This window comes from Pantoea sp. ANP04, assembly GCF_041982285.1.
In the GTDB taxonomy this organism is placed as follows: domain Bacteria; phylum Pseudomonadota; class Gammaproteobacteria; order Enterobacterales; family Enterobacteriaceae; genus Pantoea; species Pantoea eucalypti.
In genome coordinates this window covers 87,581-106,646 of the sequence record NZ_JAUTYS010000013.1, presented here as the reverse complement: position 1 = coordinate 106,646, position 19,066 = coordinate 87,581, and the positions used below count along the sequence as shown (strand labels likewise).

Here is a 19,066-nt window from a genome sequence, read left to right as displayed (position 1 = left end):
AGGCGAAAAATCCGCGCTTTAGTGCTTGTCTTTGCCCGGTAAAAGGCGAATTCTTCATCCAGTCTTATGAGGAGAACACCTGATGAAAAAGATAATCGCCTCGCTTCTGACGCTAACGCTTCTGACACCCGCTCTGGCTTTCGCCCATCCTGGCGACTGGGGCCCGGGATGGGGTCGACATGGCGGACCGGATCCACACTGGGTCGGTCCCGGGCATCACTGGGGCGGACCTGGACCGATTCGCTTTCTGCCTGAAGCCGCAACGGCGGTGCTGATCGGCGGACTGACCTATTACCTGCTCAATGGCAGTTACTATCAGCGCCACGGCGATGAATATGTGGTGGTAGAGCCGCCAGCAGAGTCGCGGGTCAGCAGTGAGATGCGGGTACTCGACTTTAACGGCAAACGCTTCTATGTGCAGGCAGGTCATTTCTACCAGCGGCAGATAGACGGTGATTATGTTGAGGTGCCGCGCCCGGCAGGATTGTAGTCAGCGCCACAACGAAAAACGGCCCGTCAAATGACGGGCCGTTTACTATTCAGAGAGACGAAAACTTACTGCTGAACCTGCGGATCGGTATCATATTCCGCACAGCTCTGGAAGCCGTAGTTCATCACACGGCCCGTGTCGTTGTAGCTCACGAAATAAGTCTGCGCTTTACCGTCGCGCTGACCCAGAACATAAGTCTGGCAGGTGCCGCGCGCGTGGACCATGGTGATTTCAGTAGAAGGTGCACCCGCGATCTGACGAACCTGATCACGTGTCATACCCTTTTTAACATCCTTTACCACTGGCTTAGTCACGTAGCTTTCCGCACGATCGTAAGTCGTACAACCAGACAGTGCAGCCAGTGTCAGCGCTGCAGCGATACATCCCATCACTTTATTCATCTTGTTGTTCCTCATTTATTGTCCATGTGGAAACAAGCCTGGAACATAAATGCTGATTTATCAAGTTTATGAGGAACAATTAGTGGTTCATCAAATGTCAGGATTTCGTAAAGAAGGCTGTTTTGTTGTCAATGCGGCCGTATACTTTCCGCCAAAACAGGTTTTGGATAGCCCCGCCGATTCAGACACCCTCTGCCTCATGGGTATCCGCGCAGAGCGGTGAGATTATCGCCCTTCGGACGCTGTTCGCTTGTCATGCCCGCTTCTGTTCACCCATCGCTGACTATCCCGAGGAACAATGACCCCTGCTCACTCTGACCGCCTGGTTTATGCGATTACACTGGGCCTGCTGGCCGCACTGGGCCCGCTCTGTATCGACCTTTATCTGCCAGCCCTGCCACAAATGGCGCAGGATCTGCACACCGAAACTGCGACCGCGCAGTTGAGTCTGACCGCCGGTCTGTTGGGCCTGGGCTTTGGGCAGTTGCTGTTTGGCCCGATGAGTGACAAATTCGGCCGCCTGCGTCCGCTAACCCTGTCACTGATACTGCTGTTTATCGCCTCAATCGGCTGTGCGCTGGCGCAGGACATCCACCAACTGCTGGTGGCGCGTCTGTTTGAAGGATTAGCGGGGGCGGGCGGCGCGGTGCTGTCACGGGCGATTGCACGCGATATGTACAGTGGTCATGAGCTGACGCGCTTCTTCGCGCTACTGATGCTGGTTAACGGTCTGGCTCCAGTCGGCGCGCCGGTACTGGGTGGTGTGCTGATGACGATAGTCGACTGGCGCGGCATCTTCATGGTACTGGGCGGCATTGCCATTCTGCTGATCCTGCTGGCGCGCTGGAAGCTGCATGAAACCCTGCCTGAAGCCCGCCGCAACCAGGGCTCTATTTTCTCCGCCTACGCGGCACTCGGTCAGGTGGTCACTCATCGACCCTTTATGGGCTTCTGTCTGACCCAGGGCTTTATGATGTCCGGCATGTTCGCCTATATCGGTGCCTCGCCGTTTGTGCTGCAACAGCTCTATGGCCTGTCGCCCCAGGCCTTTAGCTTCTGCTTTGCGGCCAACGGGTTTGGCCTGATCATTGCTTCGCAGACCAGCGCTCGCCTCTGTCCGTTGTGGGGCGAATATCGGGTGCTGAAAGGCGGTCTGACACTGGCTTTTGTCGCCTCTAGCCTGCTGCTGCTGGCCGCGCTACTACACGCACCGTTAGCGCTGCTGCTGCTGGCGCTGTTCTTTACCATCGCCAGCAACGGCGTGATCGCTACCACTGCCTCGTCACTGGCGATGCAGAGTCAGGGCCACCGTGCTGGCAGCGCCTCTGCGGTCATTGGCGTCACCATGTTCACGCTGGGTGCGATTACCGTGCCGCTCACCGGCATTGGCGGCACGTCGGTACTGAGCATGTGCGCCACCATTTTTGGCTGCTTTATGATGGCGATTCTGATGTTTAACGTGCTGGCGAAAAAACCGCTGGCGTAATTAAAAACTCACTGATTTCGCAACGTTTAGCCGCAATCAGTTGCCGCTTAAGCTTGTTGTTTTCGCTTCGGCACGTTAGCTTTACTAAAACGTTCGCATCGTGCCGACTGGCCACTGACCTGAGGAGAAGTTCATGTCACTGCAGCAGGAAATTATTGAAGCACTGGGTGTAAAGCCCGTTATCGACGCCGACCAGGAAGTGCGTGTCAGCGTCGATTTTCTTAAAGCCTATCTGAAACGTCACAGCGGACTGAAAACGCTGGTGCTGGGGATTAGCGGCGGTCAGGATTCAACCCTTGCAGGCAAACTGGCGCAAACTGCGATCAACGAGCTGCGTCAGGAGAGCGGCGATAACGACTACACCTTCATTGCGGTACGTCTGCCGTATGGTGTGCAGGCGGATGAGCAGGATTGTCAGGACGCGCTGGCTTTTATTCAGCCCGACCGTTCGCTGGCGGTGAACATCAAAGAGTCCGTGCTGGCCAGTGAGCGCGCGTTGAAAGATGCCGGTATCACGTTGTCTGATTTCGTGCGCGGCAATGAAAAAGCGCGCGAGCGAATGAAGGCGCAATACAGCATCGCCGGCATGACCAAAGGGGTGGTGGTCGGCACCGACCATGCCGCTGAAGCGGTCACCGGATTCTTTACCAAATATGGCGATGGCGGTACTGACATCAATCCCCTTTTCCGCCTGAATAAGCGTCAGGGCAAACAGCTGCTGAAGCATCTTGGCTGCCCGGAACATCTTTATCTGAAGAAACCGACTGCCGATCTGGAAGATGATCGTCCAGGCCTGCAGGATGAAGTGGCGCTGGGTGTCACCTACGAGATGATTGATGACTATCTGGAAGGCAAAAGCATTGCTCCTGACAGCGCCCGTATTATCGAAGGCTGGTATCTGAAAACTGAGCACAAACGTCGTCCGCCGATCACTGTGTTCGACGACTTCTGGAAGTAATCCTGCGCCTCCTTTGCTCCGGCAAAGGAGGCTTCACTCATTTAATTTGTTGAACGCTGCATGCCTCCCACCGTCTCGCGCGCTACCCTCATCGGGCTTATCGCCATTTTGCTCTGGAGCACCACCGTGGGCCTGCTGCGCAGCGTCAGTGAAGCCTTCGGTGCCACTGGCGGCGCGGCGCTGATCTACACCACCACGGCGATCCTGCTTTGCCTGACCCGCGGCCTGCCCAGACCCGGCGCACTGCCCGCGCTCTACCTGTGGCTGGGCGGTGCCCTCTTTGTCGGTTACGAGATCTGCCTGGCGCTGGCTATCGGGCTGGCCAGCGATCGCACCCAGTCGCTGGAGCTGGGAATGATCAATTATCTCTGGCCCTGCCTGACCATCGTGCTGGCGATTCCGTTTAATCAGCAGCGCTTCCGTGTCTGGCTCTGGCCAGGGCTGCTGCTGTCGCTGCTGGGGATCGTCTGGGTGATGAAAGGCAGTGGCAGCAGTTCGCCCGCGCTACTGTGGCAGAATATACTGCGCAACCCTGTCGCCTATGCACTCGCCTTTATCGCCGCCCTGACATGGGCGGTCTACAACAACCTTACCCGCCGTTTTGCCCGCGGCTCGAACGGCGTCACGCTGTTTTTTATCCTGACCGCACTGGCGCTGTGGCTGAAATATGCCTTCAGCGATCGTCCTGTGCCGTTAACGTTCGATCTGATACCGATAATGGAGGTGCTGTTTGTCGGCCTCTCCACTGCTATCGCCTATTCCGCCTGGAATCATGGGATTCAGCAGGGCAATCTGACGCTGCTGGCCACCGCGTCCTACTTCACGCCAGTGCTGTCGGCTCTGCTGGGATCGCTGTGGCTGGGTCTGACGCCGCCGCTGGCTTTCTGGCAGGGCGTTGCGATGATTACACTGGGCTCGCTGATTTGCTGGCTGGCGACACGGCGTCTTTAACAGACAGCTGGCGATCATTTCACCTGCCTGTTATGCTGTATGGACAACCAGTAAATGGAGTCCATTTTGGTCAGACGTGCTGCCATTCTTCGCCCCGAACCCGACGCGAATACAATTTATCAATATCCCGAACACCTGCGTGAATGGCTGGAAGGCCTGCCGAATCATCCTGGCGTCTACACCTTTCATGGCGAAAGTGAGTCACTGCCGCTTTATATCGGTAAAAGTGTCAATCTGCGTTCGCGGGTGATGTCCCATTTCCGCACGCCGGACGAGGCGAAAATGCTGCGCCAGTCACGGCGCGTAAGCTGGATCCCCACAGCCGGCGATCTCGGTGCGCTGCTGCTGGAAGCGCAGATGATCAAAACCCAGCAGCCGCTGTTCAATAAGCGACTGCGCAAAAATCGCCAGCTCTGTTCGCTGCAGATTACCGACGGCAAACCGAATGTGGTTTACGCAAAAGATCTTGATTTCAGTCAGTCACCCAACCTGTTTGGACTTTATCGCAGCCGCTTTGCGGCGCTGGAACGGCTCAAGCAACTGGCGGATGAGTATCAGCTCTGTCACGGGCTGCTGGGTCTGGAAGCGCTGAGTGCAGGCCGCGGCTGCTTCCGCTCGGCTCTGCGCCGCTGCGCCGGAGCCTGTTGCGGTAAAGAGCCGGTCAGCGACCATCAGGATCGGCTGCTGGAGGCACTGGAAAATGTGCGGGTTTTCTGCTGGCCGTGGCAGGGTGCCGTAGGTCTGGTGGAGGAAGGCAAAGAGATGACGCAGATCCATGTTATCGATCACTGGTTCTATCTCGGTTCGGTGAGCAGCATGGATGAGGCCAGAAAACTGCAGCGGCCCAAAGGCGGTTTTGATCACGACGGCTATAAAATCCTCTGCCGCCCGATTCTGTCGGGTGTCTACCCTATTCTTCCGCTATAAAAAAAACCGCCGACGCTGCCCACTCACGTTCAGTGGACAGCGTCGGCGGTCTCAGACCGTTCGCTTAACGAATATTATTCAGCCGGTTCTGCTGGGGGCGCCATTTTGCCGTCGTGCGGGGCTTTCTCAGTCAGACGCTTTTCAAAGTTCGCGTTGTACTGTTTCTTCTGCTCCGGCGTCAGCACGTTATAGAGCTTGTTCTGGGTTTCCAGCATCTTCAGCGCATGCTCTTTCGCGTTGGCGGACATCTTCTCTGCCTGCGCTTCGGCTTTGCTCTGGTCAAAGCTGTCAGACGCAATAATACTGTGAGCCGCGCGGCGCTCGTCCAGTGACGGACGTTTCATCTCTTTGTGGCTCTCTTTCATGATGTCGCGCATCTGGGTTTTCTGCGCGTCGGTCAGGTTCAGACCTTTAAACATCATCTCCATGCCGTGGCGCATTGGCGGTTTGTGCATCGCCTTTTCGCTGCCCGCTGGCGGTGGAGTCAGGTTATCTGCTGCTGCATGGACGGCGCTGGCTGCACCAAACGCCAGCGAAGAAGCCAGTAAAAGGGAAGTCAGTTTGCGCATAATAGTGTCCTTATAATTCATGATAATGACGACAGCACTCTGTCGCGTCTTCGGAAACAAGCATACGACGCTGAACGTCAACTACTCAGAGCCTGAGTAAAGCCGTGAAAGCATAAAAGATAAAAAACGGGCAATCATGAAGAGAATAAGAAGAAAGGCGTGAGGAATTGAAAAAGTTTATGAATTTAAAGCGAATTTGGCAGAAATCATGGAGGAGTGTAATGGTTACGACTGGAAAGCGGAAGGCGATCTCCCGCTTTTCCTGTCGATTTTTTTAGCGCCGATGAACTGCAACAGTAAGAACGGTTATCACACCGGCAGCGCCTGAGTCTGTTCACCCTCTTCAATCAGCATCAGTCCGGCACGCAGCCCGGCGGCCACGTTGGGATTGGGGAACAGCACATATTCCCGCGCCTGCTGCACGTAATAGCGCGTATTACCATCTTCCGCCAGCAACGTCCCTTGAGGAAACGCGGTAAAGTTCAGCGTTTCCGGCGACATATGCAGCGTAAAGTGCTCACTCAGTCGGGTGATCTGCTGCGCAACCCGATAGTGACGCGGTTTCACCCTCGCGACAGGCATCGCTTCGCCATAGAGCAGAGAAGCCAGCGCCTGCTGCGCCGCGCTGAACTGGCTGAGATCGTTCTCGCCAAACGGCAGCGCCTTGCCCAGTTCAAGCGTGCAGCTGGCCGCACCGAAGTGCTCGCAGCTGAAATGCGTGAAGGTACCGCCTGGCGAGCGATGAAACACCAGCGCTTCCAGCCCGGCAGCGGCCAGCCAGTCCAAAAATGCAGGCGGCCAGGGACGCTCGTTATGCGGCATCACCCCGAACTGAGGGTGATAAGAGCCGCGAATGGCGGTGTGCATGTCGAGGTGCCAGCGCGTCTCATCGCACTCACCCAACTGCCAGAAGGTTTCCAGCGCCTGCTCCAGCCGCAACACGCGGCGGGCCTCATCACCATCATCAATCTGCTGCCAGCGTCCGCCAAATAGCCGGTTGATGTCATAACGCACATAGCGCTTACCGGCGCGCAGCGCTGAGGGATTACCCAGAATGACCAGCATGCGCTGCTGTAACGGCTTTTCGCCTCGCAGCAGCGGGTTAACCAGCTGGTTTACGATTTCTACCGGGGCCGTTTCATTGCCGTGGATCCCGGCAGAGAGCACCAGCGCCTGTTTAACCGGCACCGTCGGCTCCATCAACAGTATGCCGTGATACAACCACTGCCAGCGAAGATGCGCCGTTTCACCACTACGCTTACGCGGCACCTCGCCGGAAAGCGTTTGCTGTAAAAAGTCCTGCATCATTCCTCCTTTGCGCCCTGAGCAGACGGCAGACTGTGCTGCCTCCTGCTTCACTGCTGAAATGCGTAAACATTTCCTAAGTCTAGCAGCTTCGTCAGTTCATCCAGCGCGTCACGTCCCTCACGCAGCAACTGTGGGTCGACCAGATCGGCCTGGGTCAGGCGATCGCGGTAATGACGGTCAACCCAGCTATTCAGTGTGCTGAAGAGGTTATCGTTCATCAGCACCGCCGGATTCACTGCCTGCTGCTCCTCTGGCGTCAGCACGACCCGCAAACGCAGGCAGGCTGGCCCCCCTCCGTTATACATGCTTTCGCGCAGATCAAACACCTTCAGAGCTTTCAGTGGTGTATCCGCCTCGACCTGTTCACACAGGTAGCGCCACACACCCGTATGCTGGCGTGACTCTTCCGGCAATACCAGCATCATCGTGCCGTCGGGACGGCTCAGCAGCTGGCTGTTAAACAGATAAGTCTCTACCGCATCTTTCACCGAGACACGGTCTGCCGGCACTTCCAGAGCGACAAAGCCGGGGATGCGCGCCCGAAGCTGCGCGAGCAGCTCAGGCTGATCAACAAAGGCGTGCTGATGACAGAACAGCATCTGCTGGTTGCTGACCGCAATCACATCATTATGAAATACGCCCTGATCGATCACCGCAGGATTCTGTTGGGCGAACAGTACGCTTTCGGGTGAGAGCTGATGAAGGCGGGCAATCGCCTCGCTGGCCTCACGGGTTTGCCGCGCCGGATAGCGCTGCGGCGCTTTGCCTTCGTGGCTGCTGTCGCGGCCATACACAAACAGCTGCACGCCGCGCTCGCCATAGGCACCGCCGAGACGGTTGTGGTTAGCCGCCCCTTCATCACCAAACATAGCCACCTGCGGCAGCGCATCGTGCACGGCAAAATGGCGATCGTCGCGGAAGATGGAACGCAGCAGCCAGGCGGTTTCTGGCGCTTCTATCGCCCGATGAAACTTGTTGTTCAGGTTCGCCACCGTCAGGTGAACCCGGCCATCAAGACTGTCTGCGGACGGCGAAACCGTAGCGGCATTGGCCACCCACATCGCCGACGCGGAGCTGGCGGCGGAGAGTAATCCCGGCGCGGTTTTCCCGGCTGACGCCAGCACCTGCTCATCGCTGCCGCTGAAGCCGAGCTGACGCAGCACCGCAATGTTGGGTCGCTCGTGCGGCGGGATCACGCCCTGCACGTAGCCCATATCAGCCAGCGCTTTCATCTTCAGCAACCCCTGCTTTGCCGCCAGACGGGGATTCGACGGCTGCAGCTGGTTGCGGGTCGAGGCTTCGTTCCCAAAAGAGAGCCCGGCATAGTGGTGCGTTAATCCTACCAGCCCATCAAAGTTGGCTTCGGTTGCCTTCATGAGCGCTTCTCCGGCGCGGAGAAATCGAGTCCCGGCGACAATGTGGCGGGCAGCGTCAGGTCCGGCGTCTCCAGTGAGGCCATTGGCCAGGCACAGTAATCCGCCGCATACCAGGCACTGGCGCGATGGTTGCCCGAAGCGCCGATGCCACCAAATGGCGCGGTGCTGGCTGCGCCGGTCAGCGGTTTGTTCCAGTTGACGATACCGGCACGGGCTTCCAGCAGCAGCTGATCGAACTGCTGACGTGAAGGCGAGATTAAACCACATGACAGGCCGTAACGGGTCTGGTTCGCCAGTGCTATCGCCTCGTCAAAGGTGTCATAGCGGATTACGCCGAGCAGCGGACCAAAGACCTCTTCATCCGGGATGCCCTGCACACCAGTTAAATCGATAATGCCCGGTGTAAGAATGGCACTGTGACGATCCGGCCAGCGCATCGCCAGCAGCACCTCGCCACCCGCATCAACCCGCCGTTGCCACTCACCTATAATCTTCTCTGCCGCGCCGGTAGAGATCACGCTTCCCATAAAGGGTTGCGGTTCAGCATTCCAGGCGGCCGGCTGCAGTCGCCCCGCCACCTCTGTCAGCCGCTGCAGAAAGGCATCGCCCGCATCACCACGTTTAACCAGCAGACGCCGGGCGCAGGTGCAGCGCTGACCCGCAGTAATAAAGGCTGACTGCACGGTAATATTGACGGCGGCATCCAGGTCAGCCGGATCTTCCACTATCAGGGCGTTGTTCCCGCCCATTTCCAGCGCCAGCATCTTCTCAGGCTGACCGGCAAACTGGCGATGCAGCTGATAGCCGGTATGGGCGCTGCCGGTAAACAGCAGACCATCGATCTGGCTGCAGGTTGCCAGCGCCTGACCGGTCTCCCGACCACCCTGTAACAGCGCCAGTACACCTGCAGGCAAACCCGCAGCCAGCCAGATCTCAACCGTTTTTTCGGCGGTCAGCGGCGTCAGTTCACTGGGTTTAAAGACCACGCAGTTGCCCGCCAGCAGCGCCGGAACAATATGACCGTTTGGCAGATGGCCGGGGAAGTTGTAAGGGCCAAATACCGCCAGCACGCCGTGCGGACGATGGCGCAGCGAGCTTTCGCCCTCATGCTGCTCACCGGTGCGGCTATGGTACGCCTTCACCGAAAAGCCAATTTTGTTGATCATCGCACCGACTTCGGTCAGTGCTTCCCAGCGTGGCTTGCCGGTTTCACGGGCAATGGTTTCTGCCAGGTCTGTTTTGTGAGCCTCAAGCCCGGCCGCAAATTTCTCAATAATCGCCTGCCGTTCCGCCAGCGGGCGTCTGGCCCAGCCCGGAAAGGCAGCGCGCGCCGCGTCACAGGCTGCCGTGACCTGTGCGACTGATGCCGCCTTGCCCTGCCATAACGTCTCGCCGCTGACCGGATCCGCTTTCGTCAGGACCTCCGCGTCACCGTCTACCCATTCTCCCTTTATCAGGTGCGTCATGCTGTTTTCTCCTCTTTGCAGAGCGTCACTACGCGCAGGCTGTCGCCCGGCTGACAGTGGAGCGCCCGCATCTGTTCATCCGTCAGTTGCACGCTGTCGCTGTCGGCATGGGCCGGGATCAGCACCACACGGAACTGGCGGTAATTGTTATTGGCAACCAGACAGAGTGGCGCATCCGCCGGATTTTCACCCCGTTCAGCGCTGCGCAGACGACTTTTACGCACGGCGCGGATGTGGTCGATATCGCACTCCAGCGTCGGGCCGCCATCAAAAATGTCGACATAGTTAAGGTAGCGGAAGCCCTCCGCCTCCAGCACAGCACGGGCAGGTGCCGTTTGTGGATGTACTTGTCCGATGACCGCCTGCGCCTCTGGCGTCAGGTAATCAATATAGAGCGGATGCTTCGGCATCAGCTCAGCAATAAAGGATTTCTGGCCGGTGCCGCTGAGGAAATCGGCTTTGCTGAATTCCATTGAGAAGAAGCGGCTGCCCACGCTCTCCCAGAATGGCGAATGCCCCTGCTCATCGCTGACGCCACGCATCTCAGCCACAACCCGATTCGTGAAGTGCTCACGGAAATTAGCCATAAAGAGGAAGCGGGATTTCGACAACAGGTAGCCATTTTTGCCGTCACGGTAATCGGGATCGAGAAATAGCGTGCAGAGTTCACTGCTGCCAGTGTGATCGTTACTCAGTGACAGGGTTGGCAGCGCGGCATAGACATTCAGTTCTTTTGAGGCATGCACCTGCGTGCCGACACGAAAGTTATACCAGGGCTCCTGCAGGCCGACAGCCACTTCAATGGCACAGATGCCGACGGCGCGGTTATCTTCGCTGTCCGCCAGCACAAAGACATAGCCCTGTTCAGCGCGGGGCAGCGTACCCTCCCAGGTCTGCAGCGATCGATCAATACGCGCCTTTAACGTGGCGCTATCGACGGGCAGCGAGGTCAGACCGCCACCGGTTTTGCCGGCCAGTGCCATCAGCTGACTTAAGTCATCGCGTTCAACGGGACGGATTACCATCATGATGCGGACCCTCGGACCAGACGCTCACACACCTCGGCAAAGCGAGCCATGCCCAGCTTCACTTCCTGCTCGCTGATATTCAGTGCCGGGGCAAAACGCACCACGTTGGCACCGGCAATCAGCACCATCACGCCCATCTCAGCGGCGGCCAGGTTGATCTCTTTCGCTTTACCGGCAAAGTTGTCGCTCAGTACGGCACCAATCAGCAGCCCCAGACCGCGCACTTCTTTAAACAGATGCAGACGCTGGTTGATCTCATCCAGTGCCGCAACAATCCACGCGTGACGTTGTGTGACACCGGTCATCATTTCAGGCTGATTGATCAGCTCCATCACTTTACCGGCCACCGCACCCGCCAGCGGATTGCCGCCATAAGTGGTGCCGTGGGTGCCAACGCCCATCACCATTGCGAGATCTTCGCGGGTCAGCATCGCACCAATCGGGAAGCCGCCGCCCAGCGCTTTAGCGCTGGTGAGTACATCCGGCGTGACACCATAATGCATGTAGGCGTAAAGCGAGCCGGTGCGGCCAACGCCGCTCTGCACCTCATCAAAAATCAGCACGGCCTGATGCTTATCACAAAGTTCACGCAGTCCGCGGAGAAACGCCGGATCGGCAGGCAACACGCCGCCCTCACCCTGAATCGGTTCAACAATCACCGCGCAGGTGTGGTCATTAATCAGTTCAGCCGCAGCGGCCAGATCGTTAAATGGCGCATGCTGAATCTCTGGCGGCAGCGGTGCAAAATCTTTTGAGTAAGCGGGCTGCCCTCCGGCTGACACAGTAAACAGGGTGCGTCCGTGAAACGCATTTTTGAACGCCACGATGCCACTTTTATGCGGGCCGACCCGGTCATGCGCCACTTTACGCGCCAGTTTCAGGGCTGCTTCATTCGCTTCCGCGCCGGAGTTACAGAAGAACACACGGTCAGCAAAAGTGGCGTCAATTAACTGTTTCGCCAGCCGCAGGATCGGTTCGTTGGTGTAGCCATTCCCGGTGTGCCATAACCGTGCGGCCTGGTCCTGCAACGCCTGTTGTAAAGCCGGATGCGCATGTCCCAACGCATTGACGGCAATGCCACCAGCAAAGTCGATATAATCCTTGCCGTTTTGATCCCAGACGGTGGAGCCTTCCGCGCGAACCGGTATAAAGGTCGCAGGTGCATAAACCGGCATCATCCATTGATCGAAATCGTGACGTGAAACGTGCAGTGCCATAACCCATTCTCCTGCGTGACTTTACCGGCTGGGTAAAGCTTATGTTTTAAAATTGTTAAAAGATGTTGTAATGCTGCCCTACTGTAGAGTGCAGTTAACGTGCCAGCCAGAGAATTAATGCATAAAATGGTCTTCACAACGTAATATCAATAACTTACAACCAATCAATATTCAATAAATTTGCATATATAGTGAATAATTGTCTGATTGCAGCGGCATAGCCGGGTTTTAAACAGCGGAATTATGCATTCACGGGATGAAATATCGCTTTTGTGATCGCTGATAAATTATCTCTCCACAAAACCCCCGCCGGCGCCCTGTTTTAGCGCGGTTTGCCTCACACTGGTGCAGCGCGGGATCGATGCGTCATCCTTCCAAAAGACGCTGATCGTTTAGATTTAACAAAATAATTTCATTTATCGCGACTGACGCAGAGATCCGTGCATCTGAACCTGATTAATTAATCCGCAATCAGATTACAATTTGATCAGTGACTGGAAAGATTATTTCTGGCGTGATTATATGGAATAAAAATATTATTCATTAAAATATGTTCAGATATTAATATGCACGCTAATGGTTAGAATAAAAACATTACAATTTTATTCTTCTACACCTGTTAATCATAATTAATGCATTGAACGAGTTGATTTAAAAATGAACAGACGGGATTTGTTCATGTCACCCTGGAACAAATCAAACCCATGATTATAAAGGATTAAATTAAAATTACCCATAATTTTATATAAGAAGAAAATCTTATTATCTTTTCAGTTAATCTCCTTCCCTATCGCTTTCCTGCCTGCGGAATATCTAAATCACATTTTGTTACTTATATTCCACTTTGTAAATTTATCTTTTTGTGTCATTTTCTTTTCGCCCCGCATCAGGGGAATAATAATTAATGAAGACAGGATAATAATTAAATGATGAAGCGCACTTCACTGGCGGCTGTTATGCCGTTACTGATCGGTCTCTCCTCCGCACAGGCCGCAGAAGTTTATAACAAGGATGGCAATAAGCTGGATCTGGTCGGCAAGATTAACGTATCTCACCTTTTTTCAGATGATAATAATAACAACGGTGATACCTCCTCTTATGCCCGCTTTGGTTTTAAAGGTGAGACAAAGATTACTGATCAACTCACTGGCTATGGTTTCTGGCAGTATCAGTACAGCCTTCACAACTCCGAAGGCAGTGATGCGCAGGCGACCAACCGTACCCGTCTGGGTTATGCAGGCCTGAAGTTTGGCCAGGCGGGATCGCTGGATTATGGCCGCAACTATGGCCTGGTGTATGACGCGCTGAGCTATACGGATATGCTGCCATTCTTCGGCGGCGACTCCGGTTATACCGATGCCTTCCTCTCTGGCCGCTCAACCGGCGTGCTCACCTGGCGTAATAGTGATTTCTTTGGTCTGGTAGACGGATTAAACCTTGCCGCGCAGTATCAGGGCAAAAACGACCGCAGCAATAATATCGATGGCGTACGTCGCTCCAACGGTGATGGTTTCGCCCTGTCCGCGTCTTATGACTTTGATTTCGGTCTGAGCTTCGCTGGCGCGTTTGCCAGTCTCGATCGCACGACCGCGCAAAACAGAGCCGCACGTGGTGAAGGCGAGAAAGCCCAGCACTGGGCGACGTCAGTCAAATATGATGCGAACCAGGTTTATCTGGCCGCCATGTACGGTGAGACCCTGAATGCCACCCCAATTAGCGGCGGCTTCGCCAACAAAGCGCAGAATTTTGAAGCTGTGGCGCAGTATCAGTTCCTGAACGGTTTCCGTCCATCCCTGGGTTACGTCTCATCAAAGGGCAAGGACATTGAGAATATCGGCGATGCCGACGTCATTAAATACACCGCAGTGGGTGCGACTTACTACTTCAACAAGAACATGTCGGTTTATGGTGAATACCGCATTAACCTGCTGAAAGATAACAATCCGCTGGGTCTGGCAACCGACGACATTACCGCGCTGGGTCTGATTTACCAGTTCTGATGTCATTATGGGCCTGGCACTTCACGCCAGGCCCGTTTATTGTCTCACGCCACACTTCAGACACCGTCACGCGGCGTTAACCCAGTGCCCTGACTAAGCTGACGGCTACCGTCGCTTCCTGCATCAGTTCTTCCACATTGGCAGACGCCAGCAGCGTGGTTGCCTGTCCGGCAGGCACCGGACGACTGAAAAGATAGCCCTGACCGTAATCACAGCCGCGTTTTCTCAGCCATCTCAGCGTGGCGACATCTTCTATCCCCTCTGCCGTAATTACCACATTCAACCCCTGACAGAGCGCCAGTAGCGTTTCAACGACTTTCCGCTGCTCCGATCCGGTCACGATGCCGGCGATAAATGACTGATCAATTTTGATTTTGGTAATACCCAGCCCCAGCAATACCGACAGGTTGGAATAGCCGGTGCCAAAATCATCCAGTACCACGCCGATACCTGTCTCTTTCAGCTGACGAATCGCCTCGCGGGCATCATCGGAAATGGCCATAACATTTTGTTCGGTGATTTCGAGTTCCAGCATTACCGGTCCGGCATGCTGCATAATGCGAGACAGACAGCTGGTGAGTGACGGTCTCAGCAGCTGTTCCGGAGTGATGTTCAGCGACAGGCAGAGCCCGGCGGGCCATGCACGGGTGGCACTGACCGCATCCTGCAGTAGCGCCACGGTCATACTGTCCATAAGCCCCAGTCGCTCCACCACCGGCAGAAACTCTGCGGGTGAAACCGTCTGGCCTGACGCAGTGATCCAGCGTGCCAGTATCTCAAAACCGGTAATGTTTCCGGTGCGCAAAGAGACCAGCGGCTGGAGAAAGGGAACGATGGCGTGACCGCTGACGGCGGCCACCACCTCCTGCTCCAGCCATTCACGCTGGCGAAAGCGCAGCTCCATGTCCGGGGAGAATCGTGCCAGATGAGAGCACTTATCCTGCTTCGCTTCATATAACGCCAGGTCGGCCGCCCGCATGACATCAGCCTGCCCCGTACAGGCGGAACTTGCAATGCCTGCTGAGAGGCTCAGAAAGGTGTGCGGCCCTGTCCGTATCGATGCTGCCTGTTCGCATAAACTTTCGGCGAAAGTCTGCGCCTGCTCAGCCTGTGAATCTTCGGCAACAATGGCGAATTCATCCCCGCCCACACGAAACACCTTGCTCGTGCTGCCTGCCGAAGCGGTCAGCAGATCAGCCAGTGCGATCAGGGTCGCGTCACCCTGACGATGGCCATTCAGATCATTGATACTCTTGAAGTGATTAACGTTCAGCAGAGTCAGAGTGTAGGCCGCCCCGCATGCTTTAAGCGAAGCAATGTGTGCATTGAAGGATCGGCGGTTCATAACACCGGTCAGCTCATCGGTTCCGGCTAGCCTGAGTGCGTTTTTCTCCGCCCTTCGGGTTTTGCGAATCAGCCCCGCGATAAGCAGCGCAGGAACAACCATCGCCAGCCCGGCAAACGAGGAGGAGGTGAGAATAAACCGCAATCGCTCGCTGATTTCAAAACTTGTATCGTAGCCCAGGCCAAGCAGGCGGCAAATCCGCGCTTCAAGCCCAAACTCCCACAGTGTGGAGAGTAAAATAATGGTCGCAATATTCAGCATTGCGAGCCAGAAAAGTTTCAGGCGCATGCGTTAGTTCCCGGTGATGGCAAGTATCAGAGTTTTGTTTTAATGATCAGTAAAAAAACCGGGGCGTACTTCTCATACCCTGTCAGTTAAGCCGTCTGCAATAAGCCCGCCTCCGCTATGTCTGGACATAGCATTCGCCCGTTCTCAGCCTTACGGCAGCAAGACAAACGATCGGCGGAGCCCCGAACATGTCGGTTCCGTCATCAATCCCGCTGAGTGTTCTATCGGCAGCGCGGGCAAAATTAACAGGCCAGTCCAGTTAAATTTGTGAACACGCATGGTTCTAACCGCTTAAGACGCGTGAACAACCTGCGGGTTCTCTGAGGAAAGAAAGCCCTGGTATCAGACGATAAAAACAGGTTTATCAATCTATTGGCCGCTTATGTGTATCAACCCGATTACGACAGGGTGAACGCATGAGCCAGAGGGAAGTGAAACCTCTCATTTCTCTGGACACTCGTGCGCAGTGGTCCTTAACGGAAATAATAAAATCGCCAGCAGCTGGACGCCGCGCCCTGACGCGTTAAAAGCACAACCGGCTCCCGGAAAGGCTGACACCGGAGGTCGATTACACGGGCAATGTGCTCCTGTCAGCCTGCCAAAGTGCTTAAATTTTGCAGTCGATTTACTCTGTATTACATCAATAAGCGCGAGGTAAGCCGGAAGGTACATCCGGTTATATTGACTTCAATTTAGTTTGACTCAATACTGTGCTTTCTTTCAGTCAGACGTGCACTGTAACCTGCTCCCTCCGTCGCGATAGCGCCTGAACATCTGATGTCTGACACCAGCAAAGAGAGGCTGCAACAAGCCATTTCTCCTGAGATACTTAGCGAGAATTCAAGGCTGGCAAACTGCCCGTCATCGGGCTTTATCTCCCCCGACTCAGAACGAGTAAAAGTATGAATGACGAAATCGCGGGGAACTCTGAAACGCCTCCCGCCAGCGCAGCGCCTGAAACCATTGATCAGTTTCTCTGCTTTGCGCTCTATTCCGCCTCACTTGCCATGACAAAGCTCTATCAATCCCGGCTAAAACCGCTGGGACTCACTTATCCGCAATATCTTGTGCTGCTGGTGTTGTGGGAAAAAGATGGCCTGACCGTCTCTGAGATTGGTGCCCGCGTTCGGCTCGATTCCGGCACGCTTAGCCAGCTTCTGAAGCGGCTGGAAGGTGCGGGCATCCTCTGCCGCCAGCGTGACACCGGTAACGATGAGCGCCGGGTGTTCATCTCTCTGACAGAACAGGGCCACCAGCTTAAAATCGACGCGGCTGGCGTCCCGGCGGATATGGTGTCGGTAATGGATACTGACTGTAGTGAGCTCGGCCTGCTGACAACCCAGGTCGCCATGCTGCGCGAAAAATTGCTCAGGGCTCTGCCATGAAAGGGGCTTTTGATAAACGAATGAACATGTTAAATAATCAGCGTATTTCGTTATGCGTAATTCAGCCAACCAGTTACCGCTGGAGTTTCTTTTGAGTAGCGATAAACCGGGGGATATGGATGATGTCCATGCCGTTGTCGGCCATGCTGTATCAAGCCTGCTTAAGTCAGGCCAGAGTGCGGGTGTACTGGAAATCATCGCATTTCTGCAATCTCAACAGGCGCGATCGTTCAACGGCCAGAGAGAAATTTACGCCAAAGCCGTTCGCGTTGTGACAAAACTGGTTAACTGATCATCAGATCACTCTGCCTGACGGCGTTCCAGACCGCCCTCCTTCCTCTCTTTTAGCAGAACTTACCCGCTAAAGTGCTGCACCAGCAGGCGCCATCAAATCATAGCGATCGTTCTGCGGAGCCGTGTCCAGGCCCATGGGTGGCTCGACTTTTAAGGTAATCCAGTTAGAGGTCACACGCTGCTGCTTGCTGTCCTCAAGGGTTACCGACAGGCGGTATTCATTGCTGGCCTCTGGTGAGGGATCCCATTGCGGTAAGATGACACTCCAGCCCTGCGGATCGGCATTATTGGCCGGTGGCGTCAGGCTCAGCGCCTGCGTATCACCCTGCCAGCTTACCGCCCTGATGTCATTGCTGGCCCGCACCTGCAGCTTCAGCGGCAGACTCTCGCCACTGCTCAGTTGCCACGGCGGCGTTGCCAGAAATACGGAGAGCGTTTTGCGCTGACGGAATGAGAGCACCGGCGTATCACTGCGGGTCACGGTATCATAACGGCTGCCGCGCAGGGAGCGCGCCTCTGCGACATTACCGGCATCAAGCTGACGGCTCAGCGCCACGCCGAAGCGATAATTGAGTTTAAGCCCCAGCTGATCCTGGCTTTCACCAGCGCTACTGGCTTTGTGAGTGGCTGAAAAGGTGACCAGCGGCACCGGCGTGTAGGAGAGGCCAAACGACATGGCGGAGGGGTTGTGATAACGGTTGCCGCTATTAAACAGATCGACATTCTCACCCAGATATTGCTGATAGCTCACCGAGACACCCAGCTGGCGATAAAAAGGCAGATAGCTCTGGCTGGTGATGTCATAGCCGCGCGCCATGCGCTGCTGCTGTGAATCATTCAGGTTTTTCCAGCCGGAAAGCGGCTGATAGTAGTTGGCAGAAAAGCGCATCGAATCGCTCCACGCCTCTGTGCCTACAGAGGCGCGCTGCAGGCCGCTGCTGAATGTACGGTCAATAAAACCGTTATAGCCCAGCAGCCAGTCACCCGCGTCCCAGCGTTGTCCCAGCCCCGCGTTGCCAACCAGACCATCATCGGTATCGTGCAGGCCAAGCTGGCTGAAGGTGAGCAGGCTGTTCTCATCGGACAGGGCGCTAAAGAGATCGCCACCGGTGCCCGCGAAGTTCCCGTTCATATCGACTTTCAGGTCCAGCTGCGCGTTGCCGTATGGGGAAAGCAGTGACTGCCCTTCGCTCTCAACCCGGCCCGCCACTTCATCCCGCAGATGATTGAACGCCCAGACACCCGCCTGTTGACCAAACGTGACATTGCTGTCGCTGTTGTTACTGGCTTCACCGATACTTTTGGCCACGGCCGCCAGCTTTTTGCTCCACTCTTCATCCTGATCGCTGGCACCGCCCAGCGTCGGCAGCGATTCACTGTAGCGCGCCGGATCATCGAAGGGCGTTTCGGACACCGCTGTTTCAGTCTGGAAAGCGCGAGCACTCTGCGTCGCAGTCAGCGACAGCGCAATCAAAGAGAGAACTCCTGTTTTCCGTATCATGTCACCCGGCACATTGATCAGTTCGTTGCTGTAATTAAAGACAAATCATTAGCACTTACCTTAACATATTGTGACG

Annotated in this window: 18 protein-coding genes; 9 read left to right on the top strand and 9 right to left on the bottom strand. The window is 55.6% G+C overall.

Annotated features, from left to right (window positions below; translation table 11 throughout):
- The first annotated feature begins 82 nt into the window (after window positions 1-82).
- Window positions 83-490, top strand: coding sequence for a DUF6515 family protein (locus Q7C21_RS17485; RefSeq protein ID WP_039660377.1), 408 nt, complete (start codon window positions 83-85; stop codon window positions 488-490).
- A gap of 65 nt (window positions 491-555) precedes the next feature.
- On the opposite strand, the gene osmE is transcribed toward Q7C21_RS17485, so the two are convergent.
- A complete protein-coding gene (gene osmE, locus Q7C21_RS17480) occupies window positions 556-891 on the bottom strand; it encodes an osmotically-inducible lipoprotein OsmE (protein ID WP_003848350.1) in 336 nt (111 codons plus the stop codon).
- 49 nt (window positions 892-940) lie between these two features.
- On the opposite strand from osmE, the gene Q7C21_RS17475 reads away from it, so the two are divergent.
- The 5 genes from Q7C21_RS17475 (at window position 941) to cho (ending at window position 5,213) form a co-directional block, all read left to right on the top strand.
- On the top strand, window positions 941-1,114 hold the full coding sequence (locus Q7C21_RS17475; protein ID WP_008926177.1) for a hypothetical protein: 174 nt from the start codon (window positions 941-943) through the stop codon (window positions 1,112-1,114).
- Between the two features lie 75 nt (window positions 1,115-1,189).
- Window positions 1,190-2,377 carry a multidrug effflux MFS transporter gene (locus Q7C21_RS17470; protein ID WP_375150978.1) on the top strand — a complete coding sequence of 396 codons (1,188 nt, stop codon included), beginning with the start codon at window positions 1,190-1,192 and terminating at the stop codon, window positions 2,375-2,377.
- 133 nt (window positions 2,378-2,510) lie between these two features.
- A complete protein-coding gene (gene nadE, locus Q7C21_RS17465; RefSeq protein WP_003848353.1) occupies window positions 2,511-3,335 on the top strand; it encodes an ammonia-dependent NAD(+) synthetase in 825 nt (274 codons plus the stop codon).
- A gap of 60 nt (window positions 3,336-3,395) precedes the next feature.
- Window positions 3,396-4,286, top strand: a complete 891-nt coding sequence (yddG, locus tag Q7C21_RS17460) for an aromatic amino acid DMT transporter YddG (protein WP_008926175.1) — start codon at window positions 3,396-3,398, stop codon at window positions 4,284-4,286.
- 66 nt (window positions 4,287-4,352) lie between these two features.
- On the top strand, window positions 4,353-5,213 hold the full coding sequence (gene cho, locus Q7C21_RS17455) for an excinuclease Cho (RefSeq protein WP_039660501.1): 861 nt from the start codon (window positions 4,353-4,355) through the stop codon (window positions 5,211-5,213).
- Window positions 5,214-5,287: 74 nt separating this feature from the next.
- On the opposite strand, the gene spy is transcribed toward cho, so the two are convergent.
- The 6 genes from spy to Q7C21_RS17425 form a co-directional block, all read right to left on the bottom strand.
- The gene (gene spy, locus Q7C21_RS17450) at window positions 5,288-5,782 is read right to left on the bottom strand and encodes an ATP-independent periplasmic protein-refolding chaperone Spy (RefSeq protein WP_003848356.1); all 495 of its coding nucleotides are present in this window, start codon (window positions 5,780-5,782) and stop codon (window positions 5,288-5,290) included.
- Window positions 5,783-6,091: 309 nt separating this feature from the next.
- Window positions 6,092-7,087, bottom strand: a complete 996-nt coding sequence (gene astE / locus Q7C21_RS17445; RefSeq protein ID WP_003848357.1) for a succinylglutamate desuccinylase — start codon at window positions 7,085-7,087, stop codon at window positions 6,092-6,094.
- Between the two features lie 50 nt (window positions 7,088-7,137).
- Window positions 7,138-8,466, bottom strand: a complete 1,329-nt coding sequence (astB, locus tag Q7C21_RS17440; RefSeq protein ID WP_375150977.1) for an N-succinylarginine dihydrolase — start codon at window positions 8,464-8,466, stop codon at window positions 7,138-7,140.
- Complete coding sequence (gene astD / locus Q7C21_RS17435) at window positions 8,463-9,932, bottom strand: succinylglutamate-semialdehyde dehydrogenase (RefSeq protein ID WP_275770480.1); 1,470 nt, start codon at window positions 9,930-9,932, stop codon at window positions 8,463-8,465. The genes astB and astD overlap by 4 nt, the downstream gene beginning before the upstream one ends.
- Window positions 9,929-10,960 carry an arginine N-succinyltransferase gene (gene astA / locus Q7C21_RS17430; protein WP_375150976.1) on the bottom strand — a complete coding sequence of 344 codons (1,032 nt, stop codon included), beginning with the start codon at window positions 10,958-10,960 and terminating at the stop codon, window positions 9,929-9,931. Before astA ends, astD begins: the two co-directional genes overlap by 4 nt.
- A complete protein-coding gene (locus Q7C21_RS17425) occupies window positions 10,957-12,177 on the bottom strand; it encodes an aspartate aminotransferase family protein (protein ID WP_003848361.1) in 1,221 nt (406 codons plus the stop codon). Before Q7C21_RS17425 ends, astA begins: the two co-directional genes overlap by 4 nt.
- 926 nt (window positions 12,178-13,103) lie before the next feature.
- Between Q7C21_RS17425 and Q7C21_RS17420 the strand changes: the two genes are divergently transcribed.
- Window positions 13,104-14,177 carry a porin gene (locus Q7C21_RS17420; protein WP_375150975.1) on the top strand — a complete coding sequence of 358 codons (1,074 nt, stop codon included), beginning with the start codon at window positions 13,104-13,106 and terminating at the stop codon, window positions 14,175-14,177.
- A 76-nt stretch (window positions 14,178-14,253) separates the two neighbouring features.
- Here Q7C21_RS17420 and Q7C21_RS17415 read toward each other — a convergent pair whose 3' ends face one another.
- On the bottom strand, window positions 14,254-15,810 hold the full coding sequence (locus tag Q7C21_RS17415) for a bifunctional diguanylate cyclase/phosphodiesterase (protein ID WP_039660381.1): 1,557 nt from the start codon (window positions 15,808-15,810) through the stop codon (window positions 14,254-14,256).
- A gap of 902 nt (window positions 15,811-16,712) precedes the next feature.
- On the opposite strand from Q7C21_RS17415, the gene Q7C21_RS17410 reads away from it, so the two are divergent.
- Together Q7C21_RS17410 and Q7C21_RS17405 are read left to right on the top strand one after the other, a co-directional pair.
- Window positions 16,713-17,195 (top strand): MarR family winged helix-turn-helix transcriptional regulator, encoded by a 483-nt coding sequence (locus tag Q7C21_RS17410; protein WP_003848365.1) that lies wholly within the window; start codon window positions 16,713-16,715, stop codon window positions 17,193-17,195.
- A gap of 91 nt (window positions 17,196-17,286) precedes the next feature.
- Complete coding sequence (locus tag Q7C21_RS17405) at window positions 17,287-17,487, top strand: hypothetical protein (protein WP_238343213.1); 201 nt, start codon at window positions 17,287-17,289, stop codon at window positions 17,485-17,487.
- Between the two features lie 69 nt (window positions 17,488-17,556).
- Here Q7C21_RS17405 and Q7C21_RS17400 read toward each other — a convergent pair whose 3' ends face one another.
- Window positions 17,557-18,990 carry a YchO/YchP family invasin gene (locus Q7C21_RS17400; protein WP_181405298.1) on the bottom strand — a complete coding sequence of 478 codons (1,434 nt, stop codon included), beginning with the start codon at window positions 18,988-18,990 and terminating at the stop codon, window positions 17,557-17,559.
- Window positions 18,991-19,066: the final 76 nt, after the last annotated feature.